General features: G+C 73.2%; 14 protein-coding genes. 4 read left to right on the top strand and 10 right to left on the bottom strand.

What is annotated here, in order from left to right:
- Window positions 1-93: 93 nt before the first annotated feature.
- The gene (locus IF19_RS0113110; RefSeq protein ID WP_030113435.1) at window positions 94-1,212 is read right to left on the bottom strand and encodes an oxidoreductase; all 1,119 of its coding nucleotides are present in this window, start codon (window positions 1,210-1,212) and stop codon (window positions 94-96) included.
- Between the two features lies 1 nt (window position 1,213).
- Complete coding sequence (locus IF19_RS0113105; protein WP_030113436.1) at window positions 1,214-1,873, bottom strand: DsbA family oxidoreductase; 660 nt, start codon at window positions 1,871-1,873, stop codon at window positions 1,214-1,216.
- Window positions 1,874-2,163: 290 nt separating this feature from the next.
- Here IF19_RS0113105 and IF19_RS0113100 point away from each other — a divergent pair, with 290 nt between their 5' ends.
- Complete coding sequence (locus IF19_RS0113100; RefSeq protein ID WP_050493791.1) at window positions 2,164-2,805, top strand: TetR/AcrR family transcriptional regulator; 642 nt, start codon at window positions 2,164-2,166, stop codon at window positions 2,803-2,805.
- A 150-nt stretch (window positions 2,806-2,955) separates the two neighbouring features.
- On the opposite strand, the gene IF19_RS0113095 is transcribed toward IF19_RS0113100, so the two are convergent.
- From IF19_RS0113095 to IF19_RS0113075, 5 genes are all read right to left on the bottom strand, one after another.
- Complete coding sequence (locus IF19_RS0113095; RefSeq protein ID WP_030113438.1) at window positions 2,956-3,612, bottom strand: hypothetical protein; 657 nt, start codon at window positions 3,610-3,612, stop codon at window positions 2,956-2,958.
- Window positions 3,613-3,748: 136 nt separating this feature from the next.
- Window positions 3,749-5,248, bottom strand: a complete 1,500-nt coding sequence (locus IF19_RS0113090; RefSeq protein ID WP_030276288.1) for a helix-turn-helix domain-containing protein — start codon at window positions 5,246-5,248, stop codon at window positions 3,749-3,751.
- Window positions 5,249-5,705: 457 nt separating this feature from the next.
- Window positions 5,706-6,590 carry a glycoside hydrolase family 19 protein gene (locus IF19_RS0113085; RefSeq protein WP_030113441.1) on the bottom strand — a complete coding sequence of 295 codons (885 nt, stop codon included), beginning with the start codon at window positions 6,588-6,590 and terminating at the stop codon, window positions 5,706-5,708.
- Window positions 6,591-6,932: 342 nt separating this feature from the next.
- Entirely contained in the window at window positions 6,933-7,796 is an 864-nt protein-coding gene (locus IF19_RS0113080) for a glycoside hydrolase family 19 protein (protein ID WP_050493792.1), read from the bottom strand.
- Window positions 7,797-8,144: 348 nt separating this feature from the next.
- Window positions 8,145-9,428: an adenylosuccinate synthase gene (locus tag IF19_RS0113075; RefSeq protein WP_030189403.1), complete on the bottom strand. Its 1,284-nt coding sequence runs from the start codon at window positions 9,426-9,428 to the stop codon at window positions 8,145-8,147.
- 186 nt (window positions 9,429-9,614) lie between these two features.
- Here IF19_RS0113075 and IF19_RS0113070 point away from each other — a divergent pair, with 186 nt between their 5' ends.
- From IF19_RS0113070 to IF19_RS0113060, 3 genes are all read left to right on the top strand, one after another.
- Window positions 9,615-10,493, top strand: coding sequence for a diacylglycerol kinase family protein (locus IF19_RS0113070; protein ID WP_030113445.1), 879 nt, complete (start codon window positions 9,615-9,617; stop codon window positions 10,491-10,493).
- Window positions 10,494-10,537: 44 nt separating this feature from the next.
- Entirely contained in the window at window positions 10,538-10,810 is a 273-nt protein-coding gene (locus IF19_RS0113065; protein ID WP_030113446.1) for a DUF1876 domain-containing protein, read from the top strand.
- Window positions 10,811-10,926: 116 nt separating this feature from the next.
- Window positions 10,927-11,271, top strand: coding sequence for a hypothetical protein (locus IF19_RS0113060; RefSeq protein WP_030113447.1), 345 nt, complete (start codon window positions 10,927-10,929; stop codon window positions 11,269-11,271).
- A 32-nt stretch (window positions 11,272-11,303) separates the two neighbouring features.
- Here IF19_RS0113060 and IF19_RS0113055 read toward each other — a convergent pair whose 3' ends face one another.
- From IF19_RS0113055 to IF19_RS0113045, 3 genes are all read right to left on the bottom strand, one after another.
- Entirely contained in the window at window positions 11,304-12,509 is a 1,206-nt protein-coding gene (locus IF19_RS0113055; RefSeq protein WP_030113448.1) for a cytochrome P450, read from the bottom strand.
- A 250-nt stretch (window positions 12,510-12,759) separates the two neighbouring features.
- Window positions 12,760-13,428 carry a response regulator gene (locus tag IF19_RS0113050; protein WP_030113449.1) on the bottom strand — a complete coding sequence of 223 codons (669 nt, stop codon included), beginning with the start codon at window positions 13,426-13,428 and terminating at the stop codon, window positions 12,760-12,762.
- On the bottom strand, window positions 13,425-14,780 hold the full coding sequence (locus IF19_RS0113045; protein ID WP_030113450.1) for a sensor histidine kinase: 1,356 nt from the start codon (window positions 14,778-14,780) through the stop codon (window positions 13,425-13,427). The genes IF19_RS0113050 and IF19_RS0113045 overlap by 4 nt, the downstream gene beginning before the upstream one ends.
- Window positions 14,781-14,948: the final 168 nt, after the last annotated feature.

Here is a 14,948-nt window from a genome sequence, read left to right as displayed (position 1 = left end):
GCGATTGCTTGCACACGCAAGCGAATGGCTTCACAGCTCTCCGCCGGCGGCGTGACCTGATGGAGTTAATCTTGCATGTGCAAGTAACCAGTGTCAAGCGGGTGCGTGCGCCGACGCGTTGCCGGACACGTACGTCCGCGCGTTGCCCAGCGTCGCCAGGGGCTCCAGCATCCCGGCGTCGAACGGCGTGAGCGCGTCTCCCGCCGCCACCCTGAGCGGCAGGTCGGGATCGGCCAGCGCGCCCGTCCCGACCGCCAGGAGGTCGGCGTGGCCCTCCTCCAGGACGCGCCGCGCCACGGCCTCCCGGTGCAGGCCGCCGTTGGCGATGACGGGCAGCCCGGTGGCCGCCCTGGCGATCGCGGGGAGCGTCCGCCCCTCGGGGAACCAGTCGCGCCCGCCGCCCGCCAGGTGCAGATAGTCGGCGCCCGCCTCGGCGACCGCCGTGAAGACCGCCTCCGCCTCGCTCTCGCCGCCCGGCCAGCGCCACGCGGGATCGTTGATCTTCCCCTGGGAGAGCCGGACGCCGACCGTGAAGCCGGGCCCGGCCGCGGCTCTGACCTCGGCCGTCACCTCCCGCACGAGCCGCAGCCGCCCCGGGAGGCCGCCGCCGTACTCGTCGGTGCGCAGGTTGGTGTACGGGGTCAGGAACTGGTCGAGCAGATAGCCGTTGGCCCCGTGGACCTCCACCCCGTCGAATCCGGCCTCGCGGGCGCGGACGGCGGAGGCGGCGAAGCCCGCGACGGCCTCGGCGATCTGGCGGCGGGTGAGCTCCATCGGCACCGGCCAGGGCCCGCTGCCCCGGTACTTGGCCAGTTGCTCGCCGAGCGGCTGTACGGCGGAGGGCCCCGCGGCCCGGTCGCGGAACCGGTTGCCCTGGGAGACGGCGCCGGCGTGCATCAGCTGCAGGACGACGCGCGCGCCCGCGGCGTGCGCCCGGTCGACGACGGGCCGCCAGGCCGCGGCCTGCGCCTCGTCGGCGATGCCGGGCTGGTCCAGGTAGCCCTGGGCGAAGGCCCGGTCGGTGTAGGTCCCCTCGGTGATCAGGAGCCCGAAGCCGCCCTCGGCGAAGCCCGCGTAGTACGCGGCCATCTCCTCGGTGGCCCGGCCGTCCCCGGTCGCCGACACGCGGGTCATGGGGGCGAGGGCGTACCGGTTGCGCAGGTCGAGGCCCGCGAAGCGGCAGGCGGCGAGGGCGGGATGGGTGCCGCACACGTCAGCAGCCCTTGCCGTCGATGCCGCACGCGGCGCCGTAGACGTCCCCGTCCGCCTGCTGCGCCTGGGCGTCGAGGATCGCCTTGCGGAGCTGGGCGGGGCGCGGGACGCCCTCGATGCGGATGTCGCCGACGAGGATGGTGGGCACGGCCTGCACCTGGTGCGCCGCCGCCTCCCGCAGGGCCTCGCGGTGCCGCTCGCGATACGTGCCGTCCTCCAGCGCGGCCCGGAACCCGGTCTCGTCGAGCCCGATCTCGCCGGCCAGGGCGGTGAGGACGTCGAGCTGCCCGAGGTCCTGGCTCTCCTGGAAGAAGGCGCGGAACATCCGCTGGTTGTACTCGGCGCCCCGGCCCTGCTCGGCCGCGTACTGGTACCCCTCGAAGGCGAGCGCGGTGTACGGCTGCGGCGAGACGGTCGGGAGCGTGATGTCGACGCCCAGGCGGCGGGCCATCGGGTAGACGGCCCGCTCCCAGATGCTCGGCAGGTACTCGTCCTCCGGCCGCAGGGTGGGCTGGGGGTGCGGACGCAGCTCGAACGGCAGCCACTCGACCTCGACGTCGGCGCCCACGTCCTTGATCGCCTCCTCCAGCGGGCCCTCGGCCAGCATGCAGAAGGGGCAGACGTAGTCGGACCAGATCTTGATCTTCACGGGCTCGGCCATGCGCAGACCTCCAGGTCATTGATCGCGCAAGCAACAACATCCGCCGACAGGGCGGCAGGAGTTGACGGACGCCAAAAGGTTGCACGATCATGCACTTTTGTGTCAAGCCGTACCGCTCCGGACGGAGCAGCCGGCCCGGCCCCCGCCGCGCCCGGACGGGGCGCCCGGTCCGGCCCCCGCCACGCCCGGACGGGGTGCCGGGTCCGGCCCCCGCCGCACCCGGACGGTCACCGCCCTCACGTCGGCGGGAGGCCGTATCCGCTGGTGACGACCGTGTTAGCGTCGGGCCCATGGCAGTACAGCGTGCTGGTGACACGGAACCGGCGCACCCGACGCCGCCGGAGGGGCTGAAGAGCCGGGACCGGATCCTGTGGGCCGCCTCGACGATGCTGGGCGAGGGCGCCGGGGCGGCGCTGAGCGTGCGGGCGGTGGCGGAGCGGGCGCGGGTGAGCACGGGATCGCTGCGGCACCACTTCCCCACGCAACGCGCGCTCATGGACGCGATGTTGAAGGTCGTCTTCGACCTGGTCCTGCCGGAGGAGAGCTTCCGGGACACGTCCATCGCCCCGCGCGAGCGGCTGATGGGCTGCCTGCAGAGCCTCCTCGTACCGCCGCAGAGCGCGCGGGGCGCACGCGAGGCGTGGCTGACGGTGCACGAGCGGTACATCGCGTCGGAGCCCACCCAGGCGATGCGCGCGGAGTACCAGGCGATGCAGCGGGAGGTGACCCGCCGCGTCGAGGAGTGCCTGGGGGCACTGACCGAGGAGGGGGCGCTGGCCGCCGGGGACACCGCGCGGCGCGCACGATTCCTGCTGACGGTGGTCAACGGCGTCTCGATCGAGCAGGTGCTGCCGAGCGAGGACGCGCGGATCGCCACCGAACTCGACGTCCTGCGCACGGCCGTCGACCTCGTGCTGGACGGCCGGATCTGAGCCGCGAGCCTGCCTCGTATGGTAACGGGTCAGGCAGTCCGCCTCGTACGGGAACGGATCAGGCGGCCCAAGCCAGCCCCGTACGGGAACGGGCCAGGCGGTCCGTCTCGGCCGGGAACGGACCAGGCAGTCCGCCTCATACGGGGCGCGTCAGGTGCCGGCCCCGCCGTCGAGGAGCCAGTGGTAGCGCATCCGCATGGCACGCTCGACCGCGCCGAGGGCCGCGCCGAGACCGAGCGCGACATTCAGCCACACCGGCAGCCGCAACGGCGATTCGAAGGAGCCCAACGCCTGCGCCACGGCCGGGATCTCGGAGATCGGCTGGGCGACCTGGAGCAGGTTGAGGCCGACTCCGACGAGCAGGAGCACCACGGACACGGCCCCGATGAGAGCGCTGGCGCCCGGATGCTCGCGGGCGAAGTTCATACGGCGCCCCTCCGCCGACCGGGGGTCGGGGACGAGCCGTCTCTCGGACCCGTCGTCCGCGACGAAGTGGCAGCGGCGCAGGCCCACTTCACTTCTGCGGACCTCGATCCGCCCGCCGGGGACGGGGAAGCGCGCCGGGATCTTCGACTCGGCCTCGCAGACCCCGTCGCGGTACAGCCGCGCGCGGACCACGCCCGTTTCGGCGTCACCGCCGTGCTTGACCTCCACCGTGTACGTCGCGGAGAGGCCGCCGCCCACCGGCAGCGCGAGCGAGAGCAGCGAGCGCCGGGTCAACTGCCACCAGCGGAAGGGCTTGAGCGGCTTCCCGTCACCGGGCCTCACGCGTCGCTCAAGCCGTCGCTCGTTCCAGCTCGACCCCATGACTACGCCTCCCTGAGCGCGACCAGCACGGTGTGTTACTCGGACCTCGCCATCCAAGCTAACACACCGTACTAGTCACGTTCAGTAACCGACTTTGTTCATCGACCATCTCAACTCGCTTCACGCACAGGAGCGTTCACGCGGAGGGAAGATCCCGGGACCGCAGCGCCAGCCACAGGTCGTAACGGGCGCTCGGCGGGCGGAGCAGCGAGCGCTGGAGCACCGTTTCGAGCCGCGCGAGGCGCTTGCGGGCGCCGGGGACGGAGAGCCCCAGCTCGGCGGCTGCCGGGCCGAGGCGGCCCTGGCACCGCAGCCAGGTCCGCAGGGTCTCCTCGGACCCGTCGACGGGCGCGAGTTGGCGTTCGGCCCAGTCCCGGACGCCGGGGCGGCGCAGGACGGCGTCGAGGCCCCGCACCCACCCCTCGGCACCCGGGCCGCCGAGGGCGTGCGGGACGGGCTCGGGGGCGTACGGAACGGGCCCGGGGGCACATGCCGTGGCCGGGGTGCACGCCGGGGCGGGGGTGGCCCGGACGCGCAGCGCCAGGTCGAGCGCGGCCTGGTCGGCCAGCCGGTGCAGATCGAGGCCGAGCAGCTCACCGACGAGTTTCAGCCGGGCGGCCAGGGTGTTGCGGTGGATCTTGAGGTGGTCGGTCGCGTGCGACGAGAACGCCAGCCAGGAGGTGGCCGTGGCCAGCAGATCCTGGCTCCCGGGGTCCCGCGCGCGGCGGGGCGCATGGGTCAGCAGTGGGTTCAGCAGGTCGTCCGCCCACTGCCGGCCCTCCGGCCCGACGACCAGCGCGGGATCGGGCGAGACACCGAACCGGGCGTGCCGGGCGGGGAGTTCGCGGGCGACGGCCAACGCGTGGAACGCCTGGCGGTAGCCGGTCGCGGTGTCGGCGAGCGGCACCGGCTCGCTGACGCCCACCACGCACGCCCCGACCCGGGCGGCGACCACCTCGTCGGTCATCGCCCCGCCCTCCGCGTCCCCGTCCCGCACGGGCATCACCAGGATGAGGTGGCGGGAGTAGACGGGGCACCGCACGATCCAGGACCGGCCGCCGTCCACGTCCGCGCAGATCCGGGCCACCTCGTCGCGGTCGTCGGCGGCGCACTCCACGACGCACACCCGCACCGGGTCGGGGAGCCGGGGCCGCAGCGCCCCGGCGACCTGGTGGGCGACGGCGAGCTGGCCCGTCATCAGCAGGTGCAGCACCGCCTCACGGCCCCGGGACTCCGCCAGGTCCACCCGGCGCCGCCGCCGCTCCAGCGTCTCGGCCTGCCGGCACAGGGACAGCGGCAGGACCACGTCGGCCAGCAGGGTGCCGAGCCCGGCGGCCACCGGCCGGGGCGTGACGACGACGAGCACCGGGGAGTCCGGGTCGCCCGAGCTCAACGGGAACAACAGGGCGGTGTGCACGCCGGTGTCCAGCACGTACGTCTGGGCCCCGCGCTCGGTGAGCGCTCCCGCCGCCTCCGCCATCAGCCCCGCGACGTCGGGCACCACCGCCCGCTCCGTACGGGAGGCGGCGTGCAACACCCTCCCGTCCGGCCCGACGAGCCCCGCCCAGCCCTCGGCCCGCCCGGCGAGCCAGCGCAGGATCTCGGCCGTTCCCCCGGTGCGGGCCAGCCGGTTCATCCGCAGCAGATCGTCCGCGCGCTCCTGTGTGCGCACCCGTTCCCCCGTTCCCGCCCAGGACGCGGGGCAGCGCGAGGGGCCTCCTCACCCGACTGTGCGAACCGATACCCCCGTGGCCGCCCCACTGGGCGCTTTGAATCTCCCGTCCCCTTACCCCTCGTTCTAGGGTCCGAATCTGTTGCGGCACGTCGGGGGACGACGGGGGGTGCCGTAACACGGCGGCCGCGCGGGGAACGCGGCGGCAGCGGCTCACGGGGGTGGTCGCTGTCGCCGGTTCCCCCGCGGCGCGCCCCGTTGCGGCGCGGTCCGTTGCGGGGCGCTCCGCAACACCGGAACGGGGGCGGACCCGGCGGGTGCCGGGCCCGCCCCCGTCCGGGTGGGGCCTGATGGGCCGAACAACGTCCTCGAAGCCGCTCGGCGGATCGCTCGGGCGGGGCCGTGGCCCCGCCCCGCGAGGTCAGCAGCTCAGGTTCGGGCCGGTGGTGGTGCCGAGGATCTGGGTGAACTGGGTGAACTTGTTGATCCGGCTCTGGACCTGGGCGGGGTTGCCGCCGTTGCACTCCAGCGAACCGTTGATGGAGCGGATCGTCTCGCCGAAGCCGGCGTTGTTGACGATGGCGTTGTGGGCGGTCATGGTGCCGGGGCCGTTCTGGGTGTTCCAGTACCAGAGGCCGGTCTTCCACGCCACGGCCGGGTCCTGCTCGACCAGGTACGGGTTGGCGAGGAGGTTGATGCCCAGGGCGTCACCGGCGGCCTTGTAGTTGAAGTTCCAGCTCAGCTGGATCGGACCGCGGCCGTAGTAGGCGGCCTGGCCGGCCGGGCAGCCGTAGGACTGCGTGGTGTCGCAGTAGTGCGGGTAGTTCGCCTCGTTGACTTCCTTGATGTACACCAGCCCGCCGGTCTCGTGGCTGACGTTGGCGAGGAAGGCGGCGGCCTCGCGCTTCTTGACCTCGTCGCTGCCGGTGTTGGCGAACGCCGGGTAGGCGCTCAGGGCGTCGGTGAGGCCCTTGTACGTGTAGAAGGCGTTCCGGTTCGGGAACATCTGGTTGAACTGGGCCTCGCTGACGACGAAGCCGTTGTTCTGGCCCGGTCCGTCACCGCCGCCGCCACAGGCGCCCTTGTCGGCCCAGACGTCCGACGAGCCCGGACGCTCGTTCTGCGTCCACCACTTGGCGGTGTAGTTGCGGCCGTTGTACGAGACGTTGCCGCCGCCCGTGTAGACGGCGGACGAGCTCCAGGCCGTGGCGCAGGTGGCGGCCTGCGCGGTGGCTGCGGGAAGGACGACGAGTGCCGCGACGATCGCGCCGAGCGCGACCAGCAGACTCATGACACGTCGGATCACGTGATCACACTCCTTGGACGCGGCGCGACGTCCGGCCGTGCGCCGCCGTGGGGGTGACCGACACTCAAGCGAGGTGGTCTGAACCTGTCAAGGTCTAGACCAACTTCGAAAAATCTTCCGTTTCCCTCACCTTCGGCCCCGCCCTCCCGGTCCGATCGCACCGGGAGGGCTCCTCAACAGCCCTTATGCCGACGGCAGTCCGTCCGGGCCCCGGCCGCCCCGGGGCGGGCCCGAAGGTAAAATCTTCCGGCCCGCCCAGCATGCGGACAGCCCCGCGCCCCCGGGGACGGCGCTCCCGGGTTCCCGCGCGAAGGACTCTGCGAGGCTCCGGCAGGGCCGCGTTCAGCAGGTGAGCCCGGACCCCGGGGCGACCCCGACGACCCCCGTGACGCGCTCGTACCGCTCCACGCGCGCGGCCACCGACGCCGGGTTGCCGCCGTCGCACTCCAGCGCGCCGTTGAGCGAGCGGATCGTCTCGCCGAAGCCCGCGCCGCCGACCATCGCGTCGTGCGAGGTCATGGTGCCAGGGCCGTTCTGGGTGTTCCAGTACCAGAGCGCGGTGGCCCAGGCGACGGACGGGTCCCGCTCGACCAGCCAGGGGTCGTTCAGCAGGTCGAGGCCGAGGGCGTCCCCGGCGGCCTTGTAGTTGAAGTTCCAGCTGAACATGATCGGGCCGCGCCCGTAGTACGCCGCCCGGCCCGCCGGACAGCCGAAGGGCTGGGTGTCGTCGCACTTGCGCCAGTAGTTGGCCTCGTTGATCTCCTTGACGTACTTCAGCCCGACCGACTCGAAGTCCGCGTGCGTCAGGAACGCCGCCGCCTCCCGGGCCCGCGTCTGCGGCGTACCGACGTTGGCGAAGCGCGGGTAGGCGTGGAGCGCGTCGATCAGGCCCTGGTACGTGTAGAAGGGGTCGCGGTCCGGGAAGATCGCGTCGAACTGCGCCTCGCTCACGACGAAGTCGGAGACCCCGCCGCCGCAGGCGCCCCGGTCCGCCCAGGCGTTCCCGGCGCCCGGGTTCTCTCCCCGGGTCCACCACTTGGCGCTCCAGTTGCGGCCGTGATGGGAGACGGTGTCCCCGGCGCGGTAGTCGGCCGTGGCGCGGTGGAGCGGGGCGCAGAGCGCACCGTCCGGAGCACCGGGGGCGGCGGAGGCGGCGGGCGCCGCCGTGACGAGCCCGGCGACGAGCCCGGCCAGGACCGCCGGCACGGCCAGGGCCCTCCCGGCGCGCGCGGCACGGGCAGCGGCGGCACTGACGGTACGGGCGACGGCGGTACGGGCCAGAGCGGTTCGCGCGGCAACCGTACGAGCCGGGGCGGTACGCGCGACGGCGGTACGGGCGAGGTGATCGATGCGTTTCAGAGCTGCTCACTCCTTCGGCGCGGCACGCCGAGCACCCCGGCACGCCGACATGACGGGCCACCACCCAAGCGCCGTTGGTCTGGACCTGTCAAGGTCTAGACCAGCCAGAGGGCAGAGGGCGTCGCGATCCCGCCTCCGACAAGCCCGCGGGGCCCGGGGTCGGTGCGACCCCGGGCCCCGCGGACAAGGCACCGCCTACAGGAACGAGTTGATCTCGATCGTCTCGGTCCGGCCGGGGCCGACGCCGATCGCGGAGATCGGGGCGCCCGACATCTCCTCCAGGGCCTTCACGTACGCCTGCGCGTTCTTCGGCAGGTCGGAGAAGGTCTTGGCCTTGGTGATGTCCTCGGACCAGCCCGGCAGGTTCTCGTAGATCGGCTTCGCGTGGTGGAAGTCGGTCTGGTTGTACGGGAGCTCCTCGACGCGCTTGCCGTCGATCTCGTACGCCACGCAGACCGGGATCTGCTCCCAGCCGGTGAGGACGTCCAGCTTGGTGAGGAAGAAGTCGGTCAGGCCGTTGACCCGGGTCGCGTACCGCGCGATCGGGGCGTCGAACCAGCCGCAGCGGCGGTCACGGCCGGTGGTGACACCGCGCTCGCCGCCGATGCGCCGCAGCGCCTCGCCGTCCTCGTCGTGCAGCTCGGTCGGGAACGGACCCGCCCCCACACGCGTCGTATAGGCCTTGAGGATGCCGATGACGCGGCTGATCTTCGTCGGGCCGACACCGGCGCCGGTGCAGGCGCCGCCCGCCGTCGGGTTCGACGAGGTGACGAAGGGGTACGTGCCGTGGTCGACGTCGAGCAGGGTGCCCTGGCCGCCCTCGAAGAGCACGACCTTGCCTGCGTCGATGGCGTCGTTCAGGATCAGCGTCGTGTCGGCGACGAACGGCTTGATCTGCTCCGCGTACTGGAGCATGTCCTCGACGACCTTGCCGGCCTCGATGGCCCGGCGGTTGAAGACCTTGGCCAGGAGCTGGTTCTTCTGCTCCAGCGCCGCCTCGACCTTCTGCTCCAGGATCGACTCGTCGTAGAGGTCCTGGACGCGGATGCCCACCCGGTTGATCTTGTCGGCGTACGTCGGGCCGATGCCCCGGCCCGTCGTGCCGATCTTGCGCTTCCCGAGGAAGCGCTCGGTCACCTTGTCGAGCGTGACGTTGTACGGAGTGATCAGGTGAGCGTTACCGCTGATCAGAAGCTTGGACGTGTCGACGCCTCGCTCGTTCAGACCGCTCAGCTCGGAGAGCAGGACCGCCGGGTCGACCACGACACCGTTCCCGATGACCGGGGTGCACCCCGGCGACAGGATTCCGGAGGGGAGGAGATGCAGCGCGTACTTCTGGTCGCCGACGACGACCGTGTGGCCGGCGTTGTTGCCGCCCTGGTAGCGCACCACATAGTCCACGGATCCACCGAGCAGGTCGGTGGCCTTCCCCTTGCCCTCGTCACCCCACTGAGCACCGAGCAGCACAAGTGCGGGCACAGGCGTACACCCCTTCCGGGCGGGGCATGTCCAAGGTCAGGGGGCGTACGTCAAGGTCGTACCTGCCGCACGACGATGTACGACAGAGCCTGAGCCGTCGAACCGGGTGCCCCGGAATAGACGAAGCCCCTGGCGCAATAGCGCAAGGGGCTCTTGCACCAAGATGCTACCCGAGGAAGGACCGAGGTGTCGGCTGCAGAGCCCCCCGGCGACGGCGACGACCAGCTCCTGGTGGTCATCGACCCGGCCGCCCGCCGGAACGACGGCGAGTCCGTCCGGATCGCCAAGGACGTGCTGAGCGCCGGTTCGCACGCCAAGATCTGCCTTCCGGACACCCCCGAGGAGTTCGCGCGGGCCCTGTCCCGGCGGGGCTCGCGCCGGCCCGTGGTGGTCGGCGACGACCACGCGCTGCTGCGCGCGGTGGCCCAGCTGCACCGCGAACGGGAGCTGGCCGCCGGCGTCCTCTCCCTCATCCCCGTCGGCGCCGCGCACGCGCTGGAGGTGGCCCACGCCCTCGGCGTCCCCCGGGGCGCGGTGGCCGCGGCGCGCACGGCGCTGGACGGGGTGGTGCGCCGCCTGGACCTGCTGGTCGACGACAGCGACGGCGTCGTCCTCGGGCGGCTGCGCATCCCGGTCCCGCCCCCGCCGCCCGACGCGCGGAGCCCGCACGTGGGCGTCACCGCCGTCTGGGACACCTGCCGCTCGCTCATGACGTCCCTGGTCCGCCCGGCCCCGGTGGCCGCCGCGCAGCCGGAGACGCACCGGCTGCGCATCGAGGCGGACGGGGTGGTGCTGAGCGACCTGGACACCCCGGTCCGGGACCTCTCGGTGACCTCCCGGGGCGGTGGCGGCCTGGCCGACGTCGTCGTCCGCACCGCGTCGGGCGAGGACGTCACGGTGGAGGCCGAAGCCGTCACGGTCTCCGGCGCGGACTTCCGCTACCGGGCCGACATACGCACCGCGGGGCCGGTGCGCACCCGTACCTGGACGGTCCGGCCCGGCGCCTGGTCGCTGATGCTGCCCGCCCCGGCGAGCGCGGACGCGGCGGCGGGCGCACGCTGGTAGGAGACGCCCGGACAGACGCCAGGACCCTCCCGGAGGTGTTCGCGATGACCAGAGTCGCCGTCGGATGGCACATCGACCTCGCATTCGAGGAGGACACGCATCGCACACGCGCCGCGGCGCTCGTCCGCCTCTCCGACGGAACGGAAGTACGCGCCCACGGCTACGCCAGCCGCCATCCGTCGGACGCCGACCAGCAGCGCGTCGGCGAGGAGATCGCGGGGGCCAGGGCGCTCAACGAACTGGCGATGAAGCTGCTGACCAAGGCGCACGACGAGATCGACGAGGCGTCGGGACGCTCCTCGTACCCGCTGACGTAGGGGCGGGGGCACCGCACGTCTCCGGCCCCTCCGGCGTTGGAGCGGCGGGTGTCCGGGGCGCGGCGCATCCGGGAGTGGGCGGAACCGCTCCCGCACCCGGCCGCGTCCCCCGGAGCATGGACACCGACCATCCGCGGCGCGACGCCCTCACCGGAACCGTTGGCTGCCTCGCCGCCGTACTCGGCGCGCTCGCGGGCGTCGCCATCTGGTTCCCGTACGGCAGGCGGGGGCTGCTCGGTGCCTTCGAGGGCGAGACCAACCCGGCCGTCCTCTGGCTCGGCCTGCCCGTCCTGGTCCTCGGCGGGACCGCCCTCGCGTTGACCGTGCTCGCCGCCGTCCGGCGCCTCCGGCGTGCCGCGCTCGGGCTGCTCGCGGCCGTCGCTGCCCTGGCCGCCTTCGGCTACGGCTTCGACGTGCTGGCCGCGCCCGGGGCGCTCCGGGACTGCGGCTCGCCCTGCTGAACCCGGCGGACGGGCCCGCGCCCGCGCCTCGCCTAAACCTCGACCCGCAGCTCCTTCAGCCCCCGGATCACGTACCCCGGCTGCCACTCCGGCTCCGCCGTCATCCGCAGCGCGGGCGCCTTGCGCAGCAGCTCCCCGAAGGAGGCGGCCAGCTCCAGCCGGGCCAACGGGGCGCCCAGGCAGAAGTGGATGCCCGCGCCGAAGGTGATGTGCGGGTTGTCCGTACGGGACAGGTCCAGGGCGTCCGGGTGCGCGAACCGCTCCGGGTCCCGGTTGGCCGAGCCGAACAGCAGCGCCACCTCCGCACCCCGCCGGATCACCTGGCCGTCGATCTCGATGTCGTCCAGCACCCAGCGCTCGAACATCTGCAGCGGGGTGTCGTAGCGCAGCAGTTCCTCGATCGCGGTGGGCAGCAGCGCGGGGTCGGCGCGGAGCGCGGCAAGCTGCTCCGGGTGGTGGAAGAGGGTGCGCCAGCCGCCGGCGGTGGTGTTGACCGTCGCCTCGTGGCCCGCGTTCAGCAGGAGCACGCAGGTCGAGATCATCTCCTGCTCGGTCAGCCGCTCGCCCTCGTCGTGGGCGGCGATGAGCGCCGAGATCAGGTCGTCGCCGGGGTCGGCGCGCCGTTCGGCGATCAGCCCGCGCAGGTACGCGGAGAAGTCCAGGGAGGCGCGGACGGCGGCCTCGGCTGTCTCCGGTGAGGGGTTCAGCTCGAACATCCCGCAGATCGCCGCCGACCAGGGCCGCAGCAGCCCCCGGTCCGCCTCGGGGACGCCCAGCATCTCGGCGATGACGGCGACCGGCAACGGCTCCGCGATCTCCGCCAGCAGGTCCCCGCCGCCCTGGGCCACGAACGCGTCGACCAGCCCGGCCGCCAGCCGCCGTACGGTCGGGGCCAGGTTCTCGACCGTGCGTGGGGTGAACGCCTTGGAGATCAGCCGCCGGATCCGGGGGTGGTCGGGGGCCTCCAGGTCGAGGATGCCCTGCCCGTTGAGCGTGGTGAACGGCTCGTGCGCGGCGGGCGGCGGGGTGCGGCCGAACTCCTCGTGGCTGAAGCGGTGCAGATACGTCCGCCCGAGCCGCCGGTCGCGCAGCAGGGCCGATACGTCGGAGTGGTGCGGGATCAGCCACTGCCCCGTCGGCTCGAACCAGTGCGCCCGGCCGGCGGCCCGCAGCGCGGCGTAGGCGGGGTAGGGATCGGCGACGAACGCGGGCGACCATGGGTCGAAGGACACGTGCATGATCCGACGCTACCCGCGCCCGCCGCCACCGCAAGGGGTCCGCCCGGAGCCGAGCCCACCGCCGCCGCGAGCCGATCCCACCGCCGCGATCGGCCCGCCGCACCCCGCCCCGCGTCCGCTGCGACCTGCGGCGACGGCCGTGCCGGGGCAGGGCGGGGCGGGCCTTGCGCCGGGGCGGGTCGTGGCACAGGGCCTCGCGGCCGCGCCGGGGCCACCGTCCCCGTCCTACCCCGGCGCCACGGCCTCCGTCCTACCCCGGCGTCACCAGCCGCGCCTCGTACGCGAACACCGCCGCCTGGGTCCGGTCGCGCAGTCCGAGCTTCACCAGGATGCGGCTGACGTGCGTCTTGATCGTGGACTCGGCGACGATCAGGTGCGAGGCGATCTCCCCGTTGGAGAGCCCCTGCGCGATGAGGACCAGCACCTCCGTCTCGCGCTCGGTGAGGTCCCCGATCCGGGCCAGCGCGGGCGGCCGGGGGGCCTCCGCGAGCTTGGAGAACTCGTTGATCAGCCGCCGGGTCACCGCCGGCGCGAGCAGCGCCTCGCCCGAGGCCACCACCCGTACGCCCTCCGCGAGCTGCCGTGCCGAGGCGTCCTTGAGCAGGAAGCCCGAGGCCCCGGCCCGCAGCGCCTGGTAGACGTACTCGTCGAGGTCGAACGTCGTCAGCACCAGGACCTTCGCGTCGGCGTCCCGCGCCACGATCTCGCGGGTCGCCTCGATGCCGTTCATCTCCGGCATACGGATGTCCATCAGGACGACGTCCGGGCGCAGGGCCGCGACCTGGTCGAGCGCCTGCCGGCCGTCCAGTGCCTCACCCACGACCGTGATGCCCGGCATCGCGTTGAGCAGGACCGAGAACCCCTCGCGGACCATCATCTGGTCGTCGACGATCAGCACCCGGATGTCGGTGTCGCTCATGCCCGGCCGTCCCGTTCGATGACGACGGTCTCGGCGTCGCCCGCCGCGTCCCGGTCCACGGGCCCGCCGGCCGCCTCCCGGGCCTCCGGCTGCTCCGACAGCGGCACGGGGAGGAACACCGCGACCTCGTAGCCGCCGTCCGCCGTCGCCCCGGCCGTCATCTCGCCGTTCAGCATCGCGACCCGCTCCCGCATCCCGGTGATCCCGTGCCCGGCCCCGGGCGACGGCTTGACCAGGCCCTGCGGGGGGCCGTTGACCACACGCAGCCCCAGCCCGCCGAGGACGTAGCTCAGCTCGACCCGGGCGGAGGAGCCGGGCGCGTGCCGCAGGCTGTTGCTCAGGGCCTCCTGGACGATCCGGTACGCCGACAGCTCGACGCCCTGCGGCAGCTCGCGGACGGCCCCGGTGATCACCTTCTCCGTCTCCAGGCCCGTCTCGCGGACGTTGTCCAGCAGCCCGTCGAGCACGGCCAGGGTGGGCTGCGGGGCGTCCGGGGCCTCGTAGTCCTCCGCCCGGACGACCCCGAGGACGCGGCGCAGCTCGGTGAGGGCGGCCACCGCGTTCTCCCGGATGGTGACGAACGCCTGCTCCAGCTCCGGCGGCGGGTTCTCCACCCGGTACGGGGCGGCCTCGGCCTGGATCGCGACGACCGACATGTGGTGGGCGACCACGTCGTGCAGCTCCCGGGCGATGGTGGTGCGCTCCTCCAGCAGCGTGCGCCGGTCGCGTTCGACGGCGGTGACGGTGCGCTGCACGGTGACCTCGTGCTCGGCCGCGCGCCGGATCTGGACCACGGCGACGACCAGCAGCGCGAAGGCGGAGAGGGTGGCCATCGGCGCGGTGACGGCGGGGGAGCCGCCCTCCAGGAACACCCCAAGCAGCAGGGTCAGCAGCCACATCCAGATGGCCGTACGGGGCCGGGTCCGGGCGGCCACGACCACCAGGACCACGAGCTGGGCCATGAAGGCGCCCGGCCCCCACGGCCCCTCGCTCCCCAGCACCCCGCAGGCCACGGTCGTCAGCATCGACGCCCAGAACGCGGCGACCGGGCGCACCAGGGTCATCGCGACCGCGATCGCGGGCAGCAGGCCCATCAGCAGGCGGAACTCCCACTGGCTGAACCCGGCCATCATCACGAGGAACGCGGCGAACAGCACCAGCGCGTGCGGGGTCCAGACGGCGGCTTTGCGCAGGCCCTCGGGCAGCAGCCGTATCAGCCGGCCATCGGGGTTCAGCGGCGGCAGCGGCCGGTAGGCGAGCACATCGCGCAGGAGGTCGTTCCGCAGGCCGTCGATGGCCCCCGCGGCCGCCCGGAACTCCGGGCTACTGGTCTTCGTCTGGGTCTCGGTCACGCTTCCACGGTAGGCGGCGGCGGAGACGGGGTCGTCACCATCGCTACGGATTCCCGGGCATCCCTCTCAAGGACTACACGCCTCCGCCGCCCCTACCGGAGAGCCACGGGAGCCTGGCCCCGGGCCCGACCGAATCCCCGGTGAAATCCCAGCTCAGGCCCAGGTCGA

This window comes from Streptomyces californicus (assembly GCF_000717645.1).
GTDB classification, from domain to species: domain Bacteria; phylum Actinomycetota; class Actinomycetes; order Streptomycetales; family Streptomycetaceae; genus Streptomyces; species Streptomyces californicus.
This window is presented reverse-complemented; position numbering and strand designations above follow the sequence as displayed.